The sequence below is a fragment of the Streptomyces sp. NPDC002004 genome, from assembly GCF_053593975.1.
In genome coordinates this window covers 24,837-48,067 of the sequence record NZ_JBSFDP010000036.1, presented here as the reverse complement: position 1 = coordinate 48,067, position 23,231 = coordinate 24,837, and the positions used below count along the sequence as shown (strand labels likewise).

Here is a 23,231-nt window from a genome sequence, read left to right as displayed (position 1 = left end):
CGCGCGGCCCTTCGGCCACGGGGGCGGGGACGGGCGGGCACAGCCCCGTTCCGCCGACGAGAGCACGCCGACGGGACTCCGGCCACAACGACCTCACGCGTCCCTCCCAGGGGTGCCGGGCACCTCCCGGCTCAGGCGTCAGCGGAACCCAGCCCACGGACGGCGTCCGCGAAGCGGTCTCCACGTTCGTTGTAGTTGGCGAACATGTCCATGGAGGCGCAGGCCGGGGCCAGCAGCACCGTGTCCCCGGAGCGGGCCAGCTCCGCAGCCTCCCGGACCGCCGCCGCCATCGCCCCAGTGTCGGTCCGGTCGAGGTCCACGACCGGCACCCCGGGGGCGTGTCGCGCCAGTGCTTCACGGATGAGGTCGCGGTCCGCACCGAACAGCACGGCACCGCGCAGCCGCTTCGCCGACGCGGCCACCAGCTCGTCGAAGGTGGCTCCTTTCGCGAGCCCTCCGGCGATCCACACGATCGACTCGTACGCCGCCAAGGAGGCTTCCGCGGCATGGGTGTTGGTCGCCTTGGAGTCGTCGACGTAAGCGACGCCTTCGACGTCCGCGACGTGCTCGATGCGGTGGGCGTCGGGCCGGAAGGCACGCAGCCCGTCGCGCACGGCGGCGGCCGGTACGCCGAAGGCACGCGCCAGGGCCGCCGCGGCAAGCGCGTTGGCGATGTTGTGCGGTGCGGGCGGATTTACATCCGATACTTCCGCCAGTTCCTGCGCCTGCTTGTGCCGGTTCTCGACGAAGGCCCGGTCGACGAGGATGCCTTCCACGACGCCGAGTTGGGACGGTCCCGGCGTGCCGAGGGTGAAACCGACCGCGCGGCAGCCCTCCTCGACGTCGGCCTCGCGCACCAGGTCCTCGGTGGCCTTGTCCGCCACGTTGTAGACGCAGGCGACGCGATTGCCCTCGTAGATACGGCCCTTGTCGGCGGCGTACGCCTCCATGGAGCCGTGCCAGTCGAGGTGGTCCGGGGCCAGGTTCAGCACGGTCGCCGAGTGGGCACGCAGCGAGGGCGCCCAGTGCAGCTGGTAGCTGGACAGCTCCACCGCGAGGACGTCGTACGTCTCGTCGCCGAGGACCACGTCGATGATCGGGGTGCCGATGTTGCCGACGGCCGTGGTGCGCAGCCCCGCGGCGCGCAGGATCGACGCGAGCATCTGCGTCGTCGTGGTCTTGCCGTTGGTGCCGGTGACCGCGAGCCAGGGCGCCGCGTCCGGGCCGCGCAGCCGCCAGGCGATCTCGACGTCGCCGACGACGTCCACGCCCGCTTCGGCGGCCGCCCGGAAGAGGGGCGACGAAGGCTTCCAGCCCGGTGAGGTGACGACGAGGTCGGTGCCCTCCGGGAGGGTCTCCGCGTCTCCGAGACGTACCGCGACACCCAGCTCGGCGAGCTCCGCCGCCTTCGCGCGAAGTGCCTCCCCGTCGCCGCCGTCGACCACGGACACGGTGGCGCCGAGGCCGGCCAGGGCACGGGCGGCACTGATGCCGCTCACGCCGAGTCCGGCGACGGTGATGTGCTGGCCGGTCCACTCCGGCGTACTGGTCACTTCTCGGCTGCCCAACTCACGTAGAAGGTCACTTGACGGTGTCCCGCGCGGCGCGGGGCACCGGTGTCCGGCGCCCCGCCCGTGCGGGGATCACTTCTCGGCGGCCCACCCTGCGTAGAACAGGCCCAGTCCCACAATCACGCACATGCCCTGAATGATCCAGAACCGGACCACCACCAGGACCTCCGACCACCCCTTGAGTTCGAAGTGGTGCTGGAGCGGGGCCATGCGGAAGACGCGCTTGCCGGTGAGCCGGAAGGAGCCGACCTGGATGACCACCGACATGGTGATGAGCACGAACAGGCCGCCGAGCAGCGCGAGCAGCAGCTCCGTGCGGGAGCAGATGGCGAGTCCGGCCAGCGCCCCGCCGAGGGCCAGCGAACCGGTGTCGCCCATGAAGATCTTCGCAGGCGAGGTGTTCCACCACAGGAAGCCGAAGCAGGCGCCCATGAGCGCGGACGCGACGACGGCGAGGTCGAGCGGGTCGCGCACCTCGAAGCATGCGGCCGGGTTGGTGAGGGTCTGCGCGTTGGCGCAGGACTCCTGGAACTGCCAGACGCCGATGAACGTGTAGGCGCCGAAGACCATCACGGACGCGCCGGTCGCGAGACCGTCGAGGCCGTCGGTGAGGTTCACGCCGTTCGACATGGCGAGGATCATGAACAGCGCCCAGATCACGAAGAGGACCGGACCGATCGTCCAGCCGAAGTCGGTGACGAAGGACAGCTTGGTGGAGGCGGGCGTGTTGCCGCGGTTGTCCGCGAACATCAGCGCCAGCACCGCGAAGGCGATGCCGACGATCAGCTGACCGGCCATCTTCGCCTTGGCCCGCAGGCCGAGCGACCGGCGCTTGACGATCTTGATGTAGTCGTCGAGGAAGCCGACCAGGCCCATGCCCGCCATCAGACCGAGCACCAGCAGCCCGGAGAACGTCGGCGGCTTGCCGGTGATCACCTTGCTGAGGAAGTACGCGACGATCGTGGCCAGGATGAAGGCGATGCCGCCCATGGTCGGCGTACCGCGCTTGCTGTGGTGCTCGCGCGGACCATCGTCACGGATGTACTGGCCGTAACCCTTGCGGGCCAGCAGCTTGATCAGCAGCGGAGTGCCCACGAGGGTCAGGAAGAGGCCGATGACTCCCGCGAAGAGGATCTGGTTCATCATCGGGCGGCAACCTCACCCTCGCCGGCTCCGTCGAGCAGCGCCATGGCAACCCGCTCCAGGCCAACCGCCCTGGAGGCCTTCACGAGTACGACGTCCCCCGGGCGCAGCTCTCTGCGCAGCAGGTCGATCGCCGCCTGTGCGTCGGACACGTGCACCGACTCCTCACCCCACGAACCCTCGTTGTAGGCGCCCATCTGCAGCCAGGCCGCTTCCCTGCCCCCGACTGCCACGAGCTTGCTCACGTTGAGCCGGACGGCGAGCCGTCCGACCGCGTCGTGCTCGGCGAGCGCCTCGTCCCCGAGCTCGGCCATCTGACCGAGCACCGCCCACGTACGACCCCCCCGGGCCCGTGCGGCCTCGCCCATGGTGGCGAGCGCGCGGAGCGCCGCCCGCATGGACTCGGGGTTCGCGTTGTAGGCGTCGTTGACGATGATCACGCCGTCCGGGCGCTCCGTGACCTCCATGCGCCAGCGGGAGAGGGTGCCCGCCTCGGAGAGCGCACGGGCGATCTCGTCTGCGGACATGCCCAGCTCATGGGCGACGGCGGCCGCGGCGAGCGCGTTCGACACGTGGTGCTCACCGTACAGGCGCAAGGTCACGTCGCTGCACCCGGAGGGTGTGAGAAGGCTGAAGGAGGGCTGTCCGTTCTCCGTGAGCCGGACATTCTCGGCGCGTACGTCCGCTTCGTCGGCCTCTCCGAAGAGGATCACGCGTGCCTTCGTCCGCGAGGCCATGGCACGTACGAGGGGGTCGTCCGCGTTCAGGACCGCGACGCCGTCCTCCGGAAGGGCCTCGACGAGCTCGCCCTTGGCCTGCGCGATCTGCTCGCGGCCGCCGAACTCGCCGATGTGCGCGGTGCCGACGTTCAGCACGACGCCGATCCTCGGCGGGGTGAGGTCCGCGAGGTACCGGATGTGGCCGATACCGCGGGCGCCCATCTCCAGGACGAGGTACCTGGTCGCGTCGGTGGCGCTGAGCGCGGTCAGCGGCAGCCCGATCTCGTTGTTGAGGGAGCCCGGCGTCCACACGGTCGGCGCATGGCGGTTCAGGACCTGCGCGATGAGGTCCTTGGTGCTGGTCTTGCCCGCGGAGCCGGTGAGCGCCACGAGGGTGGCACCGAGGCGCTCCACCACGGCGCGCGCGAGGGCGCCGAGCGCGGCCTGCACGTCGTCCACGACGATCGCGGGCACGCCGACGGGCCGCGAGGCCAGCACGGCGGCGGCGCCCGCCGCGACGACGTCGGCGGCGAAGTCGTGGCCGTCGACGCGCCCGCCGACGAAGGCGACGAAGAGGCTGCCGGGCTCCACCTCACGGGAGTCCCGGACCACCGGCCCGGTGACCCGGACGGACGGATCCGGTATGTCGTACGTCTGCCCGCCGACGACTGTGGCGATCTCGGCGAGGGAGAGGGCGATCACGAATTCATCCCTGTGTGTTCTGGTTGTTCTGCGGGACCTCGGCAGCCTGCGCGGCCCGGGCCTTCTGGACGGCCTCGATGGCCTCGCGCAGCACCTGACGGTCGTCGAAGGGGCGGATCACTCCGGCGATGTCCTGGCCCTGCTCGTGGCCCTTGCCGGCGACCAGGACGGTGTCGCCCGGTTCCGCACGGGCGACGGCCGCGGCGATGGCGTCGGCCCGGTCCTCGAAGACGAGCAGGTCGCCGCGCTCGTGGGCGGGCACCTCGGCGGCGCCCGCGAGCATCGTGGCGAGGATCGCGAGCGGGTCCTCGGAGCGGGGGTTGTCGGAGGTCAGCACCGCTGTGTCGGCGAGCCGCGCGGCGGCGGCGCCCATCGGCATCCGCTTGGTCCTGTCCCGGTCGCCGCCGCAGCCGAGCACGATGTGCAGCCGCTTGTCGGTGACCTTGCGCAGCGCCCGCAGCACGGACTCGACGGCGTCGGTCTTGTGCGCGTAGTCGACGACCGCGAGGTAGGGCTGGCCCGCGTCGACCCGTTCCAGCCGGCCCGGCACGCCCGGCACCGCGGCGACGCCGTCGGCGACGGTCTGCGGGTCGAGCCCGGCGACGGCGAGGGTGGCGATCGCGGCGAGCGTGTTGGCGACGTTGAAGGGGCCGGGCAGCGGCGCCCTGGCGGTGACCCGCTCGCCCCGGGGGCCGACGACGGTGAGGGTGGAGCCGAGCGGGCCGACCTCGACGTCCTCGGCGCGCCAGTCGGCGTCCGGGTGCCCCTCGGCGGAGAAGGTGACGATCGGGACGGTGGCCTCCCGGACCAGCCGGCGGCCGTACTCGTCGTCGAGGTTGACGACGCCCTTCTTGCTGCGCTTCGGGGTGAAGAGCTGCGCCTTGGCCCGGAAGTAGTCCTCCATGTCGGAGTGGAACTCCATGTGTTCCGGGCTGAGGTTGTTGAAGACCGCGACGTCGAAGACGCAGCCGTCGACACGGCCGAGGACCAGCGCATGGCTGGAGACCTCCATGGCCACGGCCTCGACATCGCGCTCGCGCATGACGGCGAACAGCGCCTGGAGATCGGTGGCTTCCGGCGTGGTGCGCTCGGACTTGATGCGCTCGTCGCCGATGCGCATCTCGACGGTGCCGATCAGCCCGACCCGGTCACCGTCGCCGGCCGCGGCCAGACCGCCCTGCACGAGGTACGCGGTCGTGGTCTTGCCCGAGGTCCCGGTGATGCCGATCTGGAGCAGATGGTCGCCCGGGCGGCCGTACACCGTCGCCGCGAGCTCGCCCATCCGCGCGCGCGGGTCGTCGACGACGAGCACCGGAAGCCCGGTGGCCGCCGCGCGCTCGGCGCCGGTCGGATCGGTGAGCACGGCGGCGGCACCGTGGTCGGCGGCCTGCGGGGCGAAGTCGGCACCGTGGAACCGGGCACCCGGCAGAGCCGCGTAGACGTCGCCCGGGCGCACCGCGCGGGAGTCGTGCGTGATGCCGGTGACCTCGGCGTCGGCGGATACGGGAACACCCAGCTGATCGGCGAGCTCCGCGAGGGGTGTGGCGGAGACACGGACCGGTCGGGGCGGTCCCGGACGATGCGCGGGAGCGCCCTTATGGGCAGTTTGGGACTGATCAGCGTGTGACACGGCGGTGAGCGTACCGGGCGTACCGCGCTCGGGGCTAAATCGAGGCCCGTCCGAGGCGTGGTCCGGCACCGGCGAGGGACGTGGCGCGGGATGGTTCCCGGAGCCGGGGGTGATGGTTGTCACGGGCGCTTCCCGGGGTCGGAGGGGGTCGCCGTCACGGGCTTCCCGGCGTGTGAGGTGATCATGGTCACGGGCTCTTCCTGGTCGGCTCCCCGGCGGTGTCCCGGGCGGCCCGATGCGGGTCTCGGGCGGTTCCGAGGCGGGTCGTGGACGGTTTCGGTTCATCCCCCCGGTGCGAAGGTGACCGGCAGCCGGGCGGGCGGTGCACCGGTGGGCGGCACCTGAAGGGTCTTCAGGGCGAACTCCATGACCTTCTTGTAGATGGGTCCGCAGATCTGGCCGCCGTAGTAGCTGCCCCTGGTGGCGTTCTGGATCGCGCAGTAGACGGTGATGCGGGGGTTGTCCGCGGGTGCGAACCCGGCGAACGAGGACGTGTAGCCGTGGTACTTGCCGGTGGCCGGATCCACTCGGTTCGCGGTGCCGGTCTTGCCTGCCACCCGGTACCCGGGGATGCGGGCCTTGATGCCGGTGCCCTGTTCGTCGTCGACGACGGATTCGAGCATCTGCGCGACCGTGGTCGCGGTCTTCTTGCTGACGACCCTGGTCTTTCCGGGCTTCGCGGCGGGCGTGAAGCGTCCGTCGGGCCCCTTGGTCCCGCGGATGAGTGAGGGTTCGATGCGTACGCCGCCGTTGGCGATCGTCGAGTAGACGGAGGCCGCCTGCACCGCGTTGATGGAGAAGCCCTGGCCGAAAGGGATCGTGTACTGCTGCGAAGTGGACCATTTGGCGGGCGGTGCCAGGATGCCGGCGGTCTCACCCGGGAAGCCCAGTCCCGTCGGCCTGCCGATGCCGAACTTGCGCAGGTACGAGTAGAGGATCCGGTTCGCCGCCGGCTGGGTCTTGCCGAGCTGTCCGGTGGCCAGGATCGTGCCGATGTTGCTCGACTTGGCCAGGACCCCGTTGAGCGTGAGGTACCAGGTGGCGTGGTCGACGTCGTCCTGGAAGAGCCGGTCGCCGCGGTGCAGCCGGTTGGGCACGGTCACATGGGTGTCCGGCGTCGCGACGTTCTCCTGGAGGATGGCCGACATCGACATCACCTTGGCGGTGGAGCCGGGCTCGTAGGCGTCCTGGAGGGCGGCGTTACCGAGAGTGGCCGCATTGGCCTGCGAGAGGTCGTTCGGATCGAAGCCCGGGGCGTTCGCCAGGGCGAGTACCTGCCCGGTCCTGGTGTCCTGCACGACCACGTAGCCGCGGTCCGCCCCGGACTTCTTCACCTGGTCGGCGATCGCCTTCTGGGCGGCCCACTGGATGTCGCGGTCGATGGTCAGCTCGACCTCGGAGCCGGGCACGGCGGGCTTCTCGTCGCTGCCCGCGGTGGGCACCTGACGGCCGCCCGACTGGGCGTACGTGATCTTGCCGTTCTTGCCGGACAGCTCCCCGTTCAGCTGCTGCTCGACGCCTCCGCCGCCCTTGCCGTCGGCGTTGACCCAGCCCAGTATCCCGGCGGCCAGGTCGCCGTTCGGGTACACCCGCTTGCTGCTGGGGTCCTGGAAGACGCCCGCGAGGACGTTCACGGCGGTCCGGTCGGACTGTGCCCTGTCGGCGAGCGCCGTCTTCAGGTCCTTGATCTGCTTCCAGACCTGCGGGGTCTGACGCCGGGCGAGCAGGACGTACCGCGTCCTGGGCGTGCGGAGCTTTCTGGTGACCGTGTCGACGCTCTGGTTGAGGATCGGGGCGAGCAGGGCCGCGGCCTGCTCGGGCGCGTCGTCGGTCTTCGTCGTCCCGGACGTGAACATCGTCGGGTCGGCGGTGATGTCGTACGCGTCGACGCTGATCGCCAGGGCCACGCCGTTGCGGTCGGTGATCTGACCGCGCTCGGCGGCGAGCGTGTGGCTGATGTAGCGGTTGGTCTCGGCCTTGGCGGCGTAGGCGCTGGCGTCGACGGCCTGCACCTGGAGCAGCCGGACCACGAAGGCCAGCATCACCAGGGTCAGGCCGAGGCTGACCATGCGCAGCCGGGGCCGGGGGCTGCCGAGCCGGATGGTCCGCGGGCCCCTGGGCGCCGACGGGCGGGGGCGGCGCACCGGGGTCCCCCCACCGGAGCGGGGTCGGGAGCGGGGGAGGTCCGAGGCGCCCGGGCGGCGGGCCGCGGGGCGGCCGGTGCGCGCGGGCCGGGCGGGCCCGGGAACGCGGCGCCGCGGGGGTTCCCTGTCGGTCACGGCGTCACCTGCCGGAGGTGGTGGGGGCGGGCTTCGTGGACGTGCGTTCCGGACGGACCGGCCTGTCGGGGCGGGGCTTCGCCGGGGCGGTCCCGAACGGGGTGCCCGCCGCGGACGGCCGGGCGGGCGAGAGGGCCGGCCGCGGCGCGAGCTGCAGGACCTCCGGAGGCACCAGGTGCGGGTCGGCCGGGCCGAGCGCGGACGGTGCGGCGGCATGGGGGACGCCGCGGACAGTGCCGTCGGGGTTGAGGAAGACGGGGTCGCCGCCGGGGACCATGCCGAGTTCGCGGGCGCGGCGCTCCAGGGCGCCGGGTTCCGAGTACGAGTCGACGGCGCGCTGGAGCTCCTGCTGCTCGTCGGTGAGCTCGGTGGTCTGCTTCTTCAGCTCGCTGAGCTGGAAGGATCCCTCGTTGAGGGAGGAGTTCAGGATCAGCAGCCCGATCAGGCCGCCGCCGAGCAGCGCCACCACGAGCAGCACGAACGGCGTACGAGCGGCCCGGCTGGACCCGCTCGGCAGCAGCCGCGCCAACCGGGCCGCCCTCCCCCGCAGCTCGGGCTTCCTAGCCATGCGTGCCTCCCCCATCTGCCGACAGTGCAACGCGTCCCGGGCCGTGCGGCGGCCCGAGGCTTCCGGGGCCGTCGCGGTGTCCCGGTGTTCCGGACCCTCCGGCGCCGTCGCCATGACCCGGCGGTCCGGCCGCTCCGCGGACCGGCGGGCGGCCCGTCCGTCGAGGGCCCCCGCTGGTGCGGCTGCTTCCGGCGTGCCGGTCACGCGGCGGTCACTCCGTGACTTCCTCGCGGATGCGCTCGGCGCCGCGCAGCCGGGCCGGGGCGGCGCGCCGGTTCTCGGCGATCTCCGCGTCGGTGGGGAGTTCCGCACCGCGCGTGAGGAGCTTCAGACGCGGCTGGTAGCGCTCGGGCACCACGGGCAGCCCGGGCGGGGCCGTGTTCGCCGCTCCGGCGGCGAACACCTGCTTGACCAGCCGGTCCTCCAGCGAGTGGTAGGACAGGACGGCGACCCGGCCGCCCACGGCGAGGGCGGCCACCGCCGCGGGGATGGCCCGCTCCAGCACGCTCAGCTCGCCGTTCACCTCGATCCGCAGCGCCTGGAAGGTGCGCTTCGCGGGGTTGCCGCCGGTGCGCTTGGCGGCCTGCGGCAGCGCGTCCCGGATCAGCTCCACGAGCCGCGCGCTGTTGCTGAACGGCTCCTTCTCGCGCTCGCGAACGATCGCGGAGACGATCCGCTTGGCCTGCTTCTCCTCGCCGTACGCACGCAGGATCCGCACCAGCTCGCCCGCCGGATAGGTGTTCAGCACCTCGGCGGCGCTGATCCCGGTCGTCTGGTCCATCCGCATGTCGAGCGGGGCGTCCTGGGCGTACGCGAAGCCGCGGTCGGCCTCGTCGAGCTGCATCGAGGACACGCCGAGGTCGAAGAGGACGCCCTGGACGCGCGGGACGCCGAGCCGGTCCAGCACCTCGGGCAGTTCGTCGTAGACCGCGTGCACCAATGTGGCCCGCTCGCCGTACGGGGCGAGCCGCTCGCCGGACAGGCGCAGCGCCTCCTTGTCGCGGTCCAGGCCGATGAGGCGGACCTCGGGGAAGGTGCTGAGCAACGCCTCGCTGTGGCCGCCGAGGCCGAGGGTGCAGTCGACGACGACGGCTCCCGGTTCGGCGAGCGCCGGGGACAGCAGATCCAGGCAGCGCCTGAGCATCACCGGGACGTGCCGGGCCTGCGACTCCGGTCGCACGTCACCACCGTCGTGCGGAAGCTCCCCCACACCCTGTTCGGGGGTACCCCCATCGCGCCCTTGCACTGTGCCCTCTCAGGTCGGGCGCGGCCGTACGCACTGCCGGGTCCCCGCCCGCTCACGAAGGGGAACGGACCGCCGGCGCCGGGGAAGTGGCGTCGGCCGACCGGGAGCGGGAGGAGGCCGAGCCGTACGTACGCACCGCGCACGCGGGGAGACTCTGGCGGCCTCCACGGCTTGAAACTCTTCGATCCAGCAGGGGGTTGCTTTCCGGCCTCCCGCTTCGCGTCACTTTAGTCCACCGTGTCGCGCGGTCAATCAACCGGCCTGCGCGTCGCGGGAGCTCGCCCGGCCGGGGCGTGGATCGGGCCCGTTCCCCCGGACGGCCGTACGCCCCCCGCCCTGTGGGTTACGTCACAACAAGGCTCATTGACGTTCTTTGTCCGCTCCCACAGCAGGACTGCCCAGCCCTTGACCATTACCTTCATGGGTATGACGACTTCTGCATCGATCCCCGCAGAGCCCGACACCATACGTGACGGCAGCACGGTCACCGACCGTCTGGTCGACGCGAACGAGCGCTACGCCGCCGCCTTCACCGATCCCGGGATGGACGCACGTCCCGTCCTCAAGGTGGCGGTCGTCGCCTGCATGGACGCCCGGCTCGACCTGCACCGTGCGCTCGGTCTGCAGCTGGGCGACTGCCACACCATCCGCAACGCGGGCGGCGTCGTCACGGACGACGTCATCCGCTCCCTGACCATCAGCCAGCGTGCCCTCGGCACCCGCAGCGTGGTGCTGATCCACCACACCGGCTGCGGCCTGGAGACCCTCACCGAGGAGTTCCGGCACGACCTGGAGATGGAGGTCGGGCAGCGTCCGGCCTGGGCCGTGGAGTCGTTCCGGGACGTCGACCAGGACGTACGGCAGTCCATGCAGCGTGTCCGGACCTCGCCGTTCCTCCTGCACACCGACGACGTCCGGGGCTTCGTCTTCGACGTGAAGACGGGTCTGCTGCGGGAGATCGATCCGGCCTGAGGCCGGGCCCGACCGTCCGGCGCCGTAGCTCCCGCACGTGTCCCGCGATCTCCCGTGGGGGTCGTCGCGGCGCCCGGCGGGGCTCCCGCGGTCACCCGTGGGAGTCCCGCCATCACCCGCGAGTTATCCACAGGCGGTGACACGAACCGGTAACGGCAACAAGAATGCGGGTGTGTGACATCGCGCGGAACTGAACGGTTCACGCATGGTGTCCGTGTTTCGGGGTGGGCCGGTCCGCAGTACAGAGCGTCGGCCCGGAAAAGGGCCGAGGAGGGCCGGGTGACGACCTATGACGATCGAGCGAGCCTCACTGATCTGACCACCACCGTGGAGCGTGTCCGCAGGTCGGTGGAGAGCGTGATCGAGGGCAAGCCGGAGGTCGTACGGCTTTCGCTGACAGTGCTGCTCGCCGAGGGCCACCTGCTCATCGAGGACGTGCCGGGCGTCGGCAAGACGATGCTCGCCAAGGCGCTGGCGCGGTCCATCGACTGCTCCGTGCGGCGTATCCAGTTCACACCGGACCTGCTGCCGTCGGACATCACCGGTGTGTCCATCTGGGACCAGCAGCGCCGGGACTTCGAGTTCAAGCCGGGCGCGATCTTCGCCCAGATCGTGATCGGCGACGAGATCAACCGCGCCTCGCCGAAGACCCAGTCGGCGCTCCTGGAGTCCATGGAGGAGCGCCAGGTCACCATCGACGGGCAGACGTACGAACTGCCCAGCCCCTTCATGGTGGTGGCCACGCAGAACCCGGTCGAGATGGAGGGCACGTACCCGCTGCCCGAGGCGCAGCGCGACCGCTTCATGGCGCGGGTCTCCGTCGGCTATCCGAGCCCGGAGGCCGAGCTCCAGATGCTCGACGTGCACGGCGGCGTCTCCCCGCTGGACGACCTCCAGCCGGTGGCCCACGCGCACGACATCGTGAAGCTCGTCGACGCGGTCCGGGCGGTGCACGTCTCGGACGCGGTCCGGCGGTACACGGTCGACCTGGTCGCGGCCACGCGCAGCAACCCCGAGCTGAGACTCGGCGCCTCACCGCGCGCGACGCTGCACCTGCTGCGCGCCGCGAAGGCGTCCGCGGCACTCGGCGGCCGGGACTACGCCCTGCCGGACGACGTCCAGGACCTCGCCGTCGCCGTCCTCGCGCACCGGCTCCTGCCGACCGCCCAGGCACAGCTGAACCGCCGTACGTCCGAGCAGATCGTCCGCGAGATCCTGCAGCGCACACCCGTCCCGGCGACGCCCCCGGCGAACGGCCCGTTCGCATCGGGCCGCGGACCCGCGCCGGGCGCGTTCGGCTACCGCCAGCAGCCGCCCGGCACGCGGAGCCTGTGATGACGTTCGGGGGGATCGCGGCAGCGGAGGACGAGGGCGGCGCGGACGACGCCGGCGGGGAAGACCGCCGGGGAGGGCTGCGCATCGCACTCGCCGGGCTGACCACCCGGGGGCGCTCCTTCCTCGCCGCGGGCATCGCCGCCGCCATGTGCGCCTATGTGCTCGGACAGGGCGAGCTGCTGCGGGTGGGGCTGTTGCTGGCCACCCTGCCGCTGATCTGTGCGACCGTGCTGTACCGGACCCGTCATCAGGTCACCGGCAGCCGCCGTCTGTCCCCCGCCCGGGTGCCCGCGGGGTCCGAGGCCCGCGTCCATCTGCGCATGGAGAACGTCTCCCGGCTGCCCACGGGGCTGCTGATGCTCCAGGACCGGGTGCCGTACGTCCTCGGGCCCAGGCCCCGGTTCGTGCTGGACCGCGTGGAGGCGGGCGGCCGGCGGGAGGTGTCGTACCGCGTCCGCTCGGATCTGCGCGGGCGCTATCCGCTGGGCCCGCTGCAACTGCGGCTCACCGACCCGTTCGGACTCTGCGAGCTGACCCGGTCCTTCTCGGCCCACGACACGCTGACGGTCGTCCCGCGCGTCGAGCCGCTGCCGCCGGTGCGGATGAGCGGTGAGGCCAAGGGGTACGGCGACGGACGGCAGCGCTCCCTCGCGCTGGCCGGCGAGGACGACGTGATCCCGCGCGAATACCGGTACGGCGACGACCTGCGCCGGGTGCACTGGCGCTCCACCGCGCGGTACGGCGAGCTGATGGTGCGCCGCGAGGAGCAGCCGCAGCGGGCCCGCTGCACGGTGCTCCTGGACACCCGCGGCATCGCGTACGACGGCGCGGGCCCCGACTCCGCCTTCGAGTGGGCGGTCTCCGGCGCGGCGTCCGTACTGGTGCACCTGCTCGAACGCGGCTTCTCGGTACGTATGTTGACGGACACCGGATCGTCCGTGCCCGGCGAGGGACCCGACGGTTTCGTGGGCTCCGGGCAGGAGTCGGCGGACGCGGCGGGGCTGATGATGGACACCCTCGCGGTGATCGACCACTCCGACGGTGCGGGCGTGTCCCGGGCGTACGACGCGCTGCGCGGCGGCAGCGAAGGGCTGCTGGTCGCCTTTCTCGGCGACCTGGACGAGACCCAGGCGTCCGTGGTCGCCAGAATGCGGCAGCGCAGCGGTGCGGCGGTCGCCTTCCTGCTGGACAGCGAGCAGTGGATGCACGGCACCGGCCGGCCCGCGGACACGCTGCGCATGCTGCACGACGCCGGCTGGACGGCCGTCGTGGTGCCACCTGGCGCGTCCCTGCCCTCCGTGTGGCGGCAGGCGGACCGGGAGAGCGGCCGGATGACCTCCGCCTCGTCGGCGGGTGCGGCGGGAGGCCGGTCATGAGCGGACGGGCACGGCTGACCGTGTGCGCCGCCCTGGCCACCCTGCTGGCGGCGTGTGCGCTGCTGCCGCTGGTCGACCGGGCGACCTGGATCCTTCAGACGGTGTTCCTGCTCGCCGCGCAGAGCGGGGTGGGCGCGGCGGCCCGGCGGGTGCCACTGGCCCGGCCGCTGACCGTCGCGGCGCAGGCGCTGACGACGCTGCTGCTGCTCACGATGACGTTCGCCCACGAGCAGGCGATCGCGCTGGTGCTGCCGGGCCCGGACGCGCTCCAGCATCTCGGGACGCTGCTGCAGGCGGGCGCGGACGACGTGGGAAGGTACGCGATTCCGGCGCCGCTGACCGACGGCATACGGCTGATGCTGATCGGCGGCGTGCTGCTGATCGGCCTTGCCGTGGACACGCTCGCGGTGACATTGCGCAGCGCTGCTCCGGCCGGGCTGCCGCTGCTCGCGCTGTACTCGGTCGCGGCGGGACTGTCGGACGGCGACTGGGGCTGGCTCAAGTTCCTGCTGGCGGCGGTCGGCTATCTGCTGCTGCTCCTCGCCGAGGGCCGGGACCGGCTCTCGCAGTGGGGGCGGGTCTTCGGTGGGGCCCCACGCGGACCGAGCCGGGTGTCGGCGGGCCTGGAGAGCGGGAGCGGCGGTGCGGTCGCACCGGTGCGCACCGGCCGGCGGATCGGCGCGGTGGCGCTGGGCATCGCGGTGCTGGTGCCGCTGCTGCTGCCCGACCTGAGCGGCGGCCTGCTCGGCGGCACGGGCTCCGGCCCCGGTGCGGGGCCGGGCGACGGCGGCACCATCTCGGCGGTGAACCCCCTGGTCTCGCTGCAGAACAGCCTCAACCAGCCGGACGACCGGCAGGTGATGTCGTACCGCACGAACTCCGGGGACACCCAGGACCTGTATCTGCGGATCGTCTCCCTCGACGAGTTCGACGGCACGACCTGGAAGCCCGCGGTCCGGCACATCACGGACGTGCCGTCCCCGTTCCCCACGCCGCGTGGCCTGGCGCCCGACGTCCGCAGGACGGAGATCCGCACGACGGTCTCCGCGGCGGACTGGTACGCCCAGGACTGGCTGCCCATGCCGTATCCGGCGAGCGGCGTCCGGATCGGCGGCCGCTGGCGGTACGAGCCGGTGGGACGCACCCTCGTCGGCGATCACGGCCAGACCACACGGGGCGCCCAGTACACCGTGAACAGCCTGATCGTGCGGCCGACGGCGGAGCAGCTCGCGAACGCGCCTGCGCCGCCCGACGACGTGCGGCGCGACTTCACCAAGGTGCCGCAGTCGCTCCCCGCCGTGGTGGCGCGGACGGCACGGCAGGTGACCAAGGGTGCGAGGAACGACTACGAGCGCGCGGTGAAGCTCCAGAACTGGTTCGCCCTGGACGGCGGCTTCACCTACGACACCCGGGTCGAGGCGGGCAGCGGTTCCCGGGCGATCGCCAGGTTCCTCCAGCAGAAGCAGGGCTTCTGCGTCCACTTCTCCTTCTCGATGGCGGCCATGGCGCGGACGCTGGGGATCCCGGCCCGTGTGGCGGTGGGCTTCACGCCCGGCGCGCCCTCGCCCGACGGCACGATGGCGGTGGGGCTGAAGGACGCGCACGCCTGGCCGGAGCTGTACTTCGAGGGGGTGGGCTGGACCCGCTTCGAGCCGACGCCGGGCCGTGGCACGGCGCCCGGGTACACGCACTCCCAGACGCCGACCGACACCCCGAGCGATCAGGCGACGCCCTCCGAGGCGGCGTCCTCGGCGCCGCAGGACCAGCCGTCGGCCTCCGACAGCTGCCCGCCCCAGGCGCGCAGGCTCGGTGACTGCGGTGCCGCCACGCAGGCGGCGCCCGGCTCCGGTGACGGCGGTTTCCCGTGGCGGCTGCTGGTCTGGGTGGTGCTGGGCGCGCTCGGTGTGGCGGTCGTGGTGGTGGTGCCGCTGCTGCCGATGCTCTGGCGGCAGCGCACGCGTGCCCTGCGGCTCGGCGCCCCCGGGCGCACCGAGGAGGAGGCCGCCGCGCGTGCCCTGGGGGCCTGGGCCGAGGTGACGGACACGGCTTGGGACTTCGGGATCGCTCCCCACGACTCCGAGACCCCTCGGACGGCCGCGGCACGGATCGTCCGGGCCGGCCGGCTCGACCCGGTGGCGGCGGAGTCCGTGGAGCGGGTGGCGGCGGCGGTGGAGCAGGTTCTCTATGCCCCGCACCCCCGGCCGGTCGCGGGGCTTGCCGACGACGTACGGCGTCTGGTGGCGGCTCTCTCGGCCACCACGGGCCGGGGCGGCCGGCTGCGGGCCAGGTTCGCCCCGCGCTCCACGGCCCGCGTGATGTGGGAGCTCGCCGACCGCTGGGCGGATCTGCGGGCCCGCGGGACCCGGTGCCTGTCGTCCGCGCGGTCGTCAGCCGGGCGACGGATGACCGCGTGGCGGGCGAAGCGTCAGGAGGGCTGAGACCCGCCCCCGGATCGCCCCGGCGGTGCGATCCGGGGGCCGGCGAAGACCCGCGGAAGCGGCCGGGCACGCGAAGACCGGTGAAGCCGGACACGGCCGCCGGCGCGACCGCACCTGCGTGCGGGCCGAGGCCAAGTGCGGGGCGTGGACGCCCGATGTGAATATGCCTGAGGGGTGACCACACATGGTGGTCACCCCTCGTCGTCGGCAGTGGGTGACGGCGCCGTCGATGCGCCGTCAAGAGCGCCGCCCCTGCCCGGGGCGGCTCAGTGTCCGTGCTCGTCGCGGCGGCGCTGCCAGCGCTGTTCGATGCGGTCCATCATGGACTTACGCTGTCTGGCCTGGCGCCCCGCCTGCGGACCGGTGCCGCGCGCCTGCTCCCCGGGCTTCGGCGCCTTGCGCCAGCCGGTCACGGCGAGCACCGCGCAGCCCAGCATGACGAGGAACCCGACCACACTGACCCAAATAACGGTCAGGACCATTCCGGCCATGAGGAGCGCGATACCCACCAGGAAGCCCACGACCGCCTGGTAGACCCGTCGCCGGGTGTACGTACGCAGCCCGCTTCCCTCAAGCGCTGTCGCGAACTTGGGATCTTCGGCGTACAGCGCTCGCTCCATCTGCTCGAGCATTCGCTGCTCGTGCTCCGAGAGCGGCACGGCGTCCTCCTCATCGTGCAGTCGCCGGGGCGACTGGGGGCCTCTTCAGGATAGGCAGGGAATCGCCCCCGTGAAACCCGCCCCTCTGCGCCAATTCGCCGATCCGGAACGCCACAGCGCCCCGCTCACTGAGGCCTAGATTCCCCAGCCAGCGGTCCGTCATGCCGGACGGTCTCCCTCGATCATACGGCGACAGCCGCCCGATCGTAGGTGCTGTGGCGTACTCCATCTGCGGCTGCGCCGCTGATCAGCGGCACGGTCGCGGACGGGGCGGCCGGGGGTCTAGGCCCCGGCCGGGTCCTCCTTCTCGCCGAGGACATGGAGCTGGGTGGCGACGGAGTGGAAGGAGGGCAGCTCGGCGGCCGCCGCCTCCAGCTTCAGGAGCGCGTCCAGGGCGCCCGGCTCGGTGTCCACCAGGACGCCCGGCACGAGGTCCGCGAAGACCCGCACACCGTGCACCGCGCCGACCCGTACGCCCTCGGTCCCCAGCAGGTCGGTGAGCTGTTCGGCGGTGAACCGCCGGGGCACCGGGTCGCCCTCGCCCCAGCGGCCGTCGGGGTCGGTGAGCGCATGCCGGGCCTCCTTGAAGTGACCGGCCAGCGCGCGGGCGAGGACGGCGCCGCCCAGACCGGCGGCGAGCAGGCTGAGCACCCCGGAGGGGCGGAGTGCGCCGACGACGTTGCGCACGCCTTCGGCGGGGTCGTCGACGTACTCCAGGACGCCGTGGCAGAGCACCGCGTCGTACCCCTCGCGCTCCACCACGTCGAACAGGCCGTGGGCGTCGCCCTGGACGCCCCGGACACGGTCCTCGACACCGGCCTCGGCAGCGCGGCGCTCGAGGGCGAACAGCGCGTTCGGGCTGGGGTCGACGACGGTGACGCGGTGGCCGAGACCGGCGACGGGCACGGCGAAGTTGCCGCTGCCGCCGCCGGTGTCGAGGACGTCCAGCGACTCCCGGCCCGTGGCCTTCACCCGGCGGTCGAGGGCGTCCTTCAGGACCTCCCAGACCACGGCGGTACGGAGAGAAGCGCGGGGGCGCATCGGGTCCGACACGGCAGTTGACTCCTCAGGGGCGGAGCAGATCGATGACAGGTACCTCCACCCTATTGCCTGCGGCTCCCCGCCCCCTCCTCCCGGGGTTGCGGCAGCACCGGCTGAAGGACGAGCATCCGCTCGACCATGCGCAGGAACATGGCCACGTCGCGCACCAGGTCGTCGGCGTCACGGGCGCCGGCGGCGCCGCGGATGCCCGCCTCCGCGCGGGCCCGCCGATCGGCTCCGGAGGCGAACAGCGCGCTCCACTCGGTCAGTTCGGGTGCGATCTCGGGAAGGACTTCCCAGGCGCTGCGGATCCGGGGCCGGCGCCTGGACGCGGGTTCGGGGCGGGCACGCGCGGCGAGGACGGCCGCGGCGGTGCGCAGGGCGGCGAGGTGCGCCGTCGCGTACCGCTCGTTGGGCACCTCGAGCAGGGCCGCCTCGTCGAGGGTGGCGCGGGCCCGGGTGAGCAGAACGAGGGCGGCGGGCGGGGCCGTGGCACGGCGGATCACGGGGTGCACGTCGCCCGCCGGACCGGTCAGTGAGGGGGCAGGGCCGGTGGCGCGGCGCCGGGACGCGGCGGCTGCGGACGAGCGGGCCATGACGAGCCTCCTGTCGTCTGTGTGACGGCGCAATGGCCGTATGTGCTCATCGTGCGACACACCACTGACAATCGGCTCTGACCTGCCGTTTTGCTTCGATCGCAGGTTCGGAGTAACTTTTGAACTGACCAGTCAGTTCAAAAGCAGTACACGAGGGGGGACCGTGGACGGTCCGCACAAGGGCGACGGGCGCGCGGACGGGGGGCCGGCCGCGGACGCCGGGGTCGCCGTCCGCGCAGAGGGACTCGGGCTCGAGGGCCCGCGCGGGTGGGTGTTCCGCGAGGTGACCTTCGAGGCCGCGCCCGGCTCGCTGATCGCCGTCGAGGGCCCCTCCGGCTCCGGACGCACCTGTCTGCTGCTCGCGCTCACCGGCCGGATGAAGCCCACCGAGGGACACGCGACCGTCGGCCGGTTCCGGCTTCCCAAGCAGCTCGGCCATGTACGCAGGGTCAGCGGTCTCGGCCCCGTGCCCGGGGTCACGGACCTCGATCCCGCGCTGACCGTCGGCGAACACCTGCGGGAGAGGGCGCTGTTGCAGCGCCGGTTCGGCGGATCGCTGCGCGAGCTGCTGCGGCCGCGTGCCGTGGGGGCGCGCCCCGGCGGAGCGGAGTCGGGAGTTCGGGGGAGGAAGGCGCAGACGCAGCAGCTCGTCGACACCGCGTTGGCCGCGGCGGGCCTGGACGTGTCCACGCTCGTGAAGGGCCCGCGGACGGCGGTGCGGGACCTGGAGCGTCTGGAGGCGCTGCGTCTGTCCGTGGCGCTCGCGCTGATCGGCCGGCCCCGGCTGCTCGGCGTGGACGACACCGACCTCAAGCTGTCGGACGCCGAACGGGCCGAGGCCTGGGCGCTGTTGAGGTCGATCGCGGACAGCGGCACGACGGTCCTGGCCGTGTGCAGCGAGGCACCGGAGGGCGCGCTCGTGGTGTCGACGGCGGCGCGCACGACGAAGAGCGCGCCGCAGGACGCCGGGGCCGACCGCTCCGACCGGGACACCGGGACCACCCCGAAGACCCTGGCCGACAAGGTCGGCAAGGCCACCGAGGCCGACAACGACGGCGCCGGCAGCACCACCCGAGGCGCCCGGACCGAGGACGCCACCGAGCCCGGCGAGACCGACCGGCTCGCCGAGCACGGCGAGAACACCGGGCACGACGAGCAGGCCGAGAACGACCACGGCAAGAACACCGAGAACGACAAGGAGGGGGCCGATGCGCTCGCCGAAGCTCGCCGCGCTTGAACTGAGGCGCTTCGGCAGGGGCAAGCTCCCGCGCGCGGCGCTCGTCGCGCTCCTGCTGCTGCCTCTGCTGTACGGCGCCCTGTACCTGTGGTCGTTCTGGGACCCGTACGGACGGCTCGACCGGATACCCGTGGCGCTCGTCAACGACGACAAGGGCGCGACCGCCGCGGGCGCGAAGGTCAACGCGGGCGACGACATCACCAAGGGACTGCACGACAGCAAGACCTTCGAGTGGCACGAGGTCGGCGCCGCCGAGGCCCGCAAGGGCGTCGAGAACGGCACGTACTACCTGTCGCTGACCATGCCGTCCGACTTCAGCAAGCGGATCGCCTCCAGCTCCGGGAGCTCCCCGGAGACGGGCGCGCTCCAGGTGCGGACGAACGACGCCAACAACTACATCGTCGGGCAGATCTCGCGGTCGGTGTTCTCGGAGGTCCGCAAGGCGGCCTCGACGAACGCGTCGCGGTCCTTCCTCGACAAGATCTTCATCTCCTTCTCGGACATCCACGGCGCGACCGAGAAGGCCGCCAAGGGTGCCGACAAGCTCAACGGCGGCATCGGCAAGGCCGAGAAGGGCTCCAAGGACCTCGCGGACGGTCTGCAGCACGCCAAGGACGGCAGCGGCAAGCTCGCCGGTGGGCTGACGAGGCTCAACAAGGGCGCAGGTGACCTGGAGACGGGTTCTCAGCGGGTCGCGGACGGCACGCAGGAACTCGCCGACAAGGTCAACGGCACGGCGGCCCAGGTGCGGCCCTTCCTGAAGAAGAACAACGGCAAGGACATCGCCGACAACGCCACCCTGGTCGCCGACTCCGCGGGCGTCATCAGCAAGCACCTCGACACGCTCGTCAGGACGGCCCCCATCGCCGAGACCGGCACCCGCGAGGCCTCCGACGCGCTCAACGGCGTGTACGAACGCCGTTGTGAGAAGGGGCTGCTGCCCGACCCGGCCTGCGCGGACCTGAAGAAGGCGAAGGACGCGGCGGCGGACGCGGCGCGGATCGCCAAGGACGTCAACACCGTGGTGCAGGACTACCACGGCGACGAAGCGGCGCTGAAGACGGACCTGGGGACGCTTCAGCGGCAGGCCCGGGACCTGGCCAAGGCGGCGCCGCACCTCGACGAGGACCTGGAGAGCGCGGTCGCCAAGGTCAACAAGCTGAACAGGGGCGCGGGCAAGGTCGCCAAGGGCATGGCGAAGCTCCACACGGGGATCAGCAAGGCCCAGACCGGTGCGACGGACCTCGACGCGGGCGTCGGCAAGCTCGAGAACGGCGCGAACGACCTCAACGGCGGCATGTTCAAGCTCGTCGGCGGCTCGGGGAAGCTCGCGGGCGGACTGCACGACGGCGCCGGCAAGATCCCGGACTACGACAAGAAGGACCGTGACCTGCGCACGGAGGTCATGGCCGACCCGGTGCAGCTCGCCTCGCGTGACCTGCACAAGGCGCCCAACTACGGCACCGGGTTCGCCCCGTACTTCATCCCGCTCTCCCTGTGGGTCGGCGCGATGGTGGCGTACATGCTGATCCAGCCGCTCAACCGGCGTGCTCTCGCGGCGGGCGCGTCGGCGTGGCGCATCGCGCTCGCGGGCTGGCTGCCGGTGGCCGCGCTGGGCGCGCTCCAGACAGGGGCGCTGATGGCGGTGCTGCACTGGGGCATCGGTCTGGAGATGGCCCGCGCGGCCGGCACGATCGGCTTCCTGTGCCTGGTCACGGCGTGCTTCGCGGCGATCGTGCAGTGGCTCAACGCGCGCTTCGGGGCGGCCGGACGCATCCTCGTGCTGGCGTTCCTGATGCTCCAGCTGACGTCGGCGGGCGGCACGTATCCCGTCCAGACCAGTCCGCACTTCTTCAACGCCATCCATCCCTTCCTTCCGATGAGTTACGTCGTCGCGGCGCTCAGGAGGCTCATCACGGGCGGCGGCCTGGGACCCGTCTGGCAGGCGTGCGCGGTGCTCGCGGCGTTCACCGTGGGCACCCTGGCGCTCACCGCGCTGTCGGCGCGCCGCAAGCAGGTGTGGACCCTGGACCGGCTGCACCCGGAGCTGAGCCTGTGAGCGCGCGGCGCAGCGGGTCGGACCGGCTCACCCGGGAGCGGGGCCTGTGACAATCAACGCCATGGACAGCAGCAGCACCCGTCGCCAGGCGACGCGGCAGAAGCTCTACGAAGCCGCCGTGACCCTCATCGCAGAGCAGGGGTTCTCCGCCACCACGGTGGACGAGATCGCCGAGCGCGCGGGGGTCGCGAAGGGAACGGTCTACTACAACTTCGCGAGTAAGTCGGTCCTCTTCGAGGAGCTGCTGAAGCACGGTGTGGGACTGCTCACCGCCTCCCTCAGGGAGGCGGCCGAGCGGACCGCGAAGGAGGGCGGCAGCAGGGTCGACGCCCTGGACGCGATGATCAGGGCCGGTCTCGAGTTCATCGGCCGCTACCCGGCCTTCACCCAGCTGTACGTCGCCGAGCTGTGGCGTACCAACAGGGCCTGGCAGTCCACGCTGATGGTGGTCAGGCGGCAGGCCGTCGCCGTCGTCGAGGACGTTCTGCGCGAGGGTGTGGAGAACGGCGAACTGAGCGACGAGATCGACATCCCGCTGACGGCGGCCGCGCTCGTCGGCATGGTGCTGGTCGCCGCGCTCGACTGGCAGGCGTTCCAGCCGGAGCGCTCCCTGGACGATGTGCACGCGGCGCTGTCGCGGCTGCTCCAGGGCCGGGTGAGCGGTACCCGCTGAACCGCCCGCCCTCTGCCGACGACGAGGACGCCGGTCCGGCCGGTCTCCTGCGAGACCTGCGCCGGACCGGCGTTCTCGTTTCCCCCGTCGACCCCCGTGCGGTCGTCCCCCGGTCCCCCGGTTTCCCGCTCCCCCGGTCGCAGGGAGCGACGGGCGAGAGCCCCGCACCGTTCCGCCGCCCCGTGTCGGCGGTACCGGCGCGAGTGCCTCGTCCGTGCCTCCACTCTTCCGTCCGGGCGGGCCCGCACCCATCCGCACGGCTACTCATCTCGCCGAGTGAGTACGGATACTCAGGCCTGTGTACTCATCCCCGGGACGGCGGACGGGCCACTGGTTACGATCGCGTCCGTGTCCGTACTCCCTCTCGTCTTCACGAGCGGCTGGGCGAGCGGGATCAACGCGTACGCCGTGGTCCTGCTGCTCGGCCTCTTCGGTGCGACCGGCCTGACCGACCAGGTGCCCGGATCCCTTCAGCGCACGGATGTGCTGATCGCCGCCGCCCTGCTGTTCCTGTGCGAGGCGGTGGCCGACAAGATCCCCTATGTGGACTCGGTGTGGGACTCGGTCCACACGGTGATCAGGCCGGTGGCGGGTGCGGTGGTCGGGGCGCTCCTCGCGGGCCAGAGCGGATCGCTGCCGGAGCTCGCGGCGGGCGCGATCGGCGGGTCGACGGCGCTGGCCAGTCATGCGGTCAAGGCCGGGACGCGGATGGCGGTGAACGCGTCGCCCGAGCCGTTCAGCAACATCGTCGTGAGCGCGGCGGAGGACCTCGGCGTCGCCGGAATCGTCACCTTCGCCATGTTCCATCCCGTGGCGGCGGCCGTCGTCGCGGGCACGCTCCTGGCGCTCGGCCTCGCGCTCCTGGTCTTCCTGGCCTCGCGGATCGGACGGTTCCTGCGGCGCCGGGCGCAGCGCCGCGCGGAGAAGCGGCTCGCGGCCCCCTCCTGGCCACCGGGCTGACCGGGTTGAGGCGCCGATGCCCGGAGG

Annotated in this window: 18 protein-coding genes; 8 read left to right on the top strand and 10 right to left on the bottom strand. The window is 72.3% G+C overall.

Going from position 1 to position 23,231, the window contains the following annotated elements:
- Positions 1–131: 131 nt before the first annotated feature.
- The 7 genes from murD to rsmH form a co-directional block, all read right to left on the bottom strand.
- Positions 132–1,553 carry a UDP-N-acetylmuramoyl-L-alanine--D-glutamate ligase gene (gene murD, locus ACWCP6_RS31930; RefSeq protein WP_450936089.1) on the bottom strand — a complete coding sequence of 474 codons (1,422 nt, stop codon included), beginning with the start codon at positions 1,551–1,553 and terminating at the stop codon, positions 132–134.
- A 90-nt stretch (positions 1,554–1,643) separates the two neighbouring features.
- Entirely contained in the window at positions 1,644–2,714 is a 1,071-nt protein-coding gene (mraY, locus tag ACWCP6_RS31925; protein WP_450936112.1) for a phospho-N-acetylmuramoyl-pentapeptide-transferase, read from the bottom strand.
- Positions 2,714–4,135, bottom strand: a complete 1,422-nt coding sequence (locus tag ACWCP6_RS31920; protein ID WP_450936088.1) for a UDP-N-acetylmuramoyl-tripeptide--D-alanyl-D-alanine ligase — start codon at positions 4,133–4,135, stop codon at positions 2,714–2,716. Before ACWCP6_RS31920 ends, mraY begins: the two co-directional genes overlap by 1 nt.
- A 4-nt stretch (positions 4,136–4,139) precedes the next feature.
- Positions 4,140–5,888, bottom strand: coding sequence for a UDP-N-acetylmuramoyl-L-alanyl-D-glutamate--2,6-diaminopimelate ligase (locus ACWCP6_RS31915; RefSeq protein ID WP_450936087.1), 1,749 nt, complete (start codon positions 5,886–5,888; stop codon positions 4,140–4,142).
- Positions 5,889–6,046: 158 nt separating this feature from the next.
- Positions 6,047–8,044 (bottom strand): penicillin-binding transpeptidase domain-containing protein, encoded by a 1,998-nt coding sequence (locus ACWCP6_RS31910; RefSeq protein WP_450936086.1) that lies wholly within the window; start codon positions 8,042–8,044, stop codon positions 6,047–6,049.
- Between the two features lie 4 nt (positions 8,045–8,048).
- Positions 8,049–8,612 (bottom strand): septum formation initiator family protein, encoded by a 564-nt coding sequence (locus ACWCP6_RS31905; protein ID WP_450936085.1) that lies wholly within the window; start codon positions 8,610–8,612, stop codon positions 8,049–8,051.
- A gap of 211 nt (positions 8,613–8,823) precedes the next feature.
- Positions 8,824–9,792: a 16S rRNA (cytosine(1402)-N(4))-methyltransferase RsmH gene (gene rsmH / locus ACWCP6_RS31900; RefSeq protein ID WP_450936084.1), complete on the bottom strand. Its 969-nt coding sequence runs from the start codon at positions 9,790–9,792 to the stop codon at positions 8,824–8,826.
- Positions 9,793–10,284: 492 nt separating this feature from the next.
- On the opposite strand from rsmH, the gene ACWCP6_RS31895 reads away from it, so the two are divergent.
- The 4 genes from ACWCP6_RS31895 (at position 10,285) to ACWCP6_RS31880 (ending at position 15,979) form a co-directional block, all read left to right on the top strand.
- On the top strand, positions 10,285–10,830 hold the full coding sequence (locus ACWCP6_RS31895) for a beta-class carbonic anhydrase (RefSeq protein ID WP_450936083.1): 546 nt from the start codon (positions 10,285–10,287) through the stop codon (positions 10,828–10,830).
- Positions 10,831–11,109: 279 nt separating this feature from the next.
- Positions 11,110–12,165 carry an AAA family ATPase gene (locus ACWCP6_RS31890; protein ID WP_450936082.1) on the top strand — a complete coding sequence of 352 codons (1,056 nt, stop codon included), beginning with the start codon at positions 11,110–11,112 and terminating at the stop codon, positions 12,163–12,165.
- Positions 12,165–13,541: a DUF58 domain-containing protein gene (locus ACWCP6_RS31885; protein WP_450936081.1), complete on the top strand. Its 1,377-nt coding sequence runs from the start codon at positions 12,165–12,167 to the stop codon at positions 13,539–13,541. Before ACWCP6_RS31890 ends, ACWCP6_RS31885 begins: the two co-directional genes overlap by 1 nt.
- Positions 13,538–15,979, top strand: a complete 2,442-nt coding sequence (locus tag ACWCP6_RS31880) for a transglutaminaseTgpA domain-containing protein (protein WP_450936080.1) — start codon at positions 13,538–13,540, stop codon at positions 15,977–15,979. Before ACWCP6_RS31885 ends, ACWCP6_RS31880 begins: the two co-directional genes overlap by 4 nt.
- Before the next feature lie 266 nt (positions 15,980–16,245).
- Here ACWCP6_RS31880 and ACWCP6_RS31875 read toward each other — a convergent pair whose 3' ends face one another.
- The 3 genes from ACWCP6_RS31875 to ACWCP6_RS31865 all read right to left on the bottom strand — a co-directional run bounded on the left by ACWCP6_RS31875 (position 16,246) and on the right by ACWCP6_RS31865 (position 18,275).
- Positions 16,246–16,638: a DUF3040 domain-containing protein gene (locus ACWCP6_RS31875; RefSeq protein WP_450936079.1), complete on the bottom strand. Its 393-nt coding sequence runs from the start codon at positions 16,636–16,638 to the stop codon at positions 16,246–16,248.
- A 282-nt stretch (positions 16,639–16,920) separates the two neighbouring features.
- Positions 16,921–17,691, bottom strand: a complete 771-nt coding sequence (locus ACWCP6_RS31870; protein WP_450936078.1) for a class I SAM-dependent methyltransferase — start codon at positions 17,689–17,691, stop codon at positions 16,921–16,923.
- A 50-nt stretch (positions 17,692–17,741) separates the two neighbouring features.
- A complete protein-coding gene (locus tag ACWCP6_RS31865; protein WP_450936077.1) occupies positions 17,742–18,275 on the bottom strand; it encodes an SAV_6107 family HEPN domain-containing protein in 534 nt (177 codons plus the stop codon).
- Positions 18,276–18,438: 163 nt separating this feature from the next.
- On the opposite strand from ACWCP6_RS31865, the gene ACWCP6_RS31860 reads away from it, so the two are divergent.
- The 4 genes from ACWCP6_RS31860 (at position 18,439) to ACWCP6_RS31845 (ending at position 23,204) form a co-directional block, all read left to right on the top strand.
- The gene (locus ACWCP6_RS31860) at positions 18,439–19,512 is read left to right on the top strand and encodes an ATP-binding cassette domain-containing protein (RefSeq protein ID WP_450936076.1); all 1,074 of its coding nucleotides are present in this window, start codon (positions 18,439–18,441) and stop codon (positions 19,510–19,512) included.
- Positions 19,484–21,571: a YhgE/Pip family protein gene (locus tag ACWCP6_RS31855; RefSeq protein WP_450936075.1), complete on the top strand. Its 2,088-nt coding sequence runs from the start codon at positions 19,484–19,486 to the stop codon at positions 21,569–21,571. Before ACWCP6_RS31860 ends, ACWCP6_RS31855 begins: the two co-directional genes overlap by 29 nt.
- 61 nt (positions 21,572–21,632) lie before the next feature.
- Positions 21,633–22,244 (top strand): TetR/AcrR family transcriptional regulator, encoded by a 612-nt coding sequence (locus ACWCP6_RS31850; RefSeq protein ID WP_450936074.1) that lies wholly within the window; start codon positions 21,633–21,635, stop codon positions 22,242–22,244.
- Between the two features lie 348 nt (positions 22,245–22,592).
- Positions 22,593–23,204, top strand: a complete 612-nt coding sequence (locus ACWCP6_RS31845; protein WP_450936073.1) for a DUF4126 domain-containing protein — start codon at positions 22,593–22,595, stop codon at positions 23,202–23,204.
- Positions 23,205–23,231 lie beyond the last annotated feature (27 nt).

Bases quoted from the DNA above. Each gene is read 5' to 3' on its own strand.
- mraY (WP_450936112.1), bottom strand. From the start codon at position 2,714: ATGAACCAGATCCTCTTCGCGGGAGTCATCGGCCTCTTCCTGACCCTC.
- ACWCP6_RS31905 (WP_450936085.1), bottom strand. From the start codon at position 8,612: ATGGCTAGGAAGCCCGAGCTGCGGGGGAGGGCGGCCCGGTTGGCGCGG.
- ACWCP6_RS31895 (WP_450936083.1), top strand. From the start codon at position 10,285: ATGACGACTTCTGCATCGATCCCCGCAGAGCCCGACACCATACGTGAC.
- ACWCP6_RS31885 (WP_450936081.1), top strand. From the start codon at position 12,165: ATGACGTTCGGGGGGATCGCGGCAGCGGAGGACGAGGGCGGCGCGGAC.
- ACWCP6_RS31880 (WP_450936080.1), top strand. From the start codon at position 13,538: ATGAGCGGACGGGCACGGCTGACCGTGTGCGCCGCCCTGGCCACCCTG.
- ACWCP6_RS31865 (WP_450936077.1), bottom strand. From the start codon at position 18,275: ATGGCCCGCTCGTCCGCAGCCGCCGCGTCCCGGCGCCGCGCCACCGGC.
- ACWCP6_RS31855 (WP_450936075.1), top strand. From the start codon at position 19,484: ATGCGCTCGCCGAAGCTCGCCGCGCTTGAACTGAGGCGCTTCGGCAGG.
- ACWCP6_RS31850 (WP_450936074.1), top strand. From the start codon at position 21,633: ATGGACAGCAGCAGCACCCGTCGCCAGGCGACGCGGCAGAAGCTCTAC.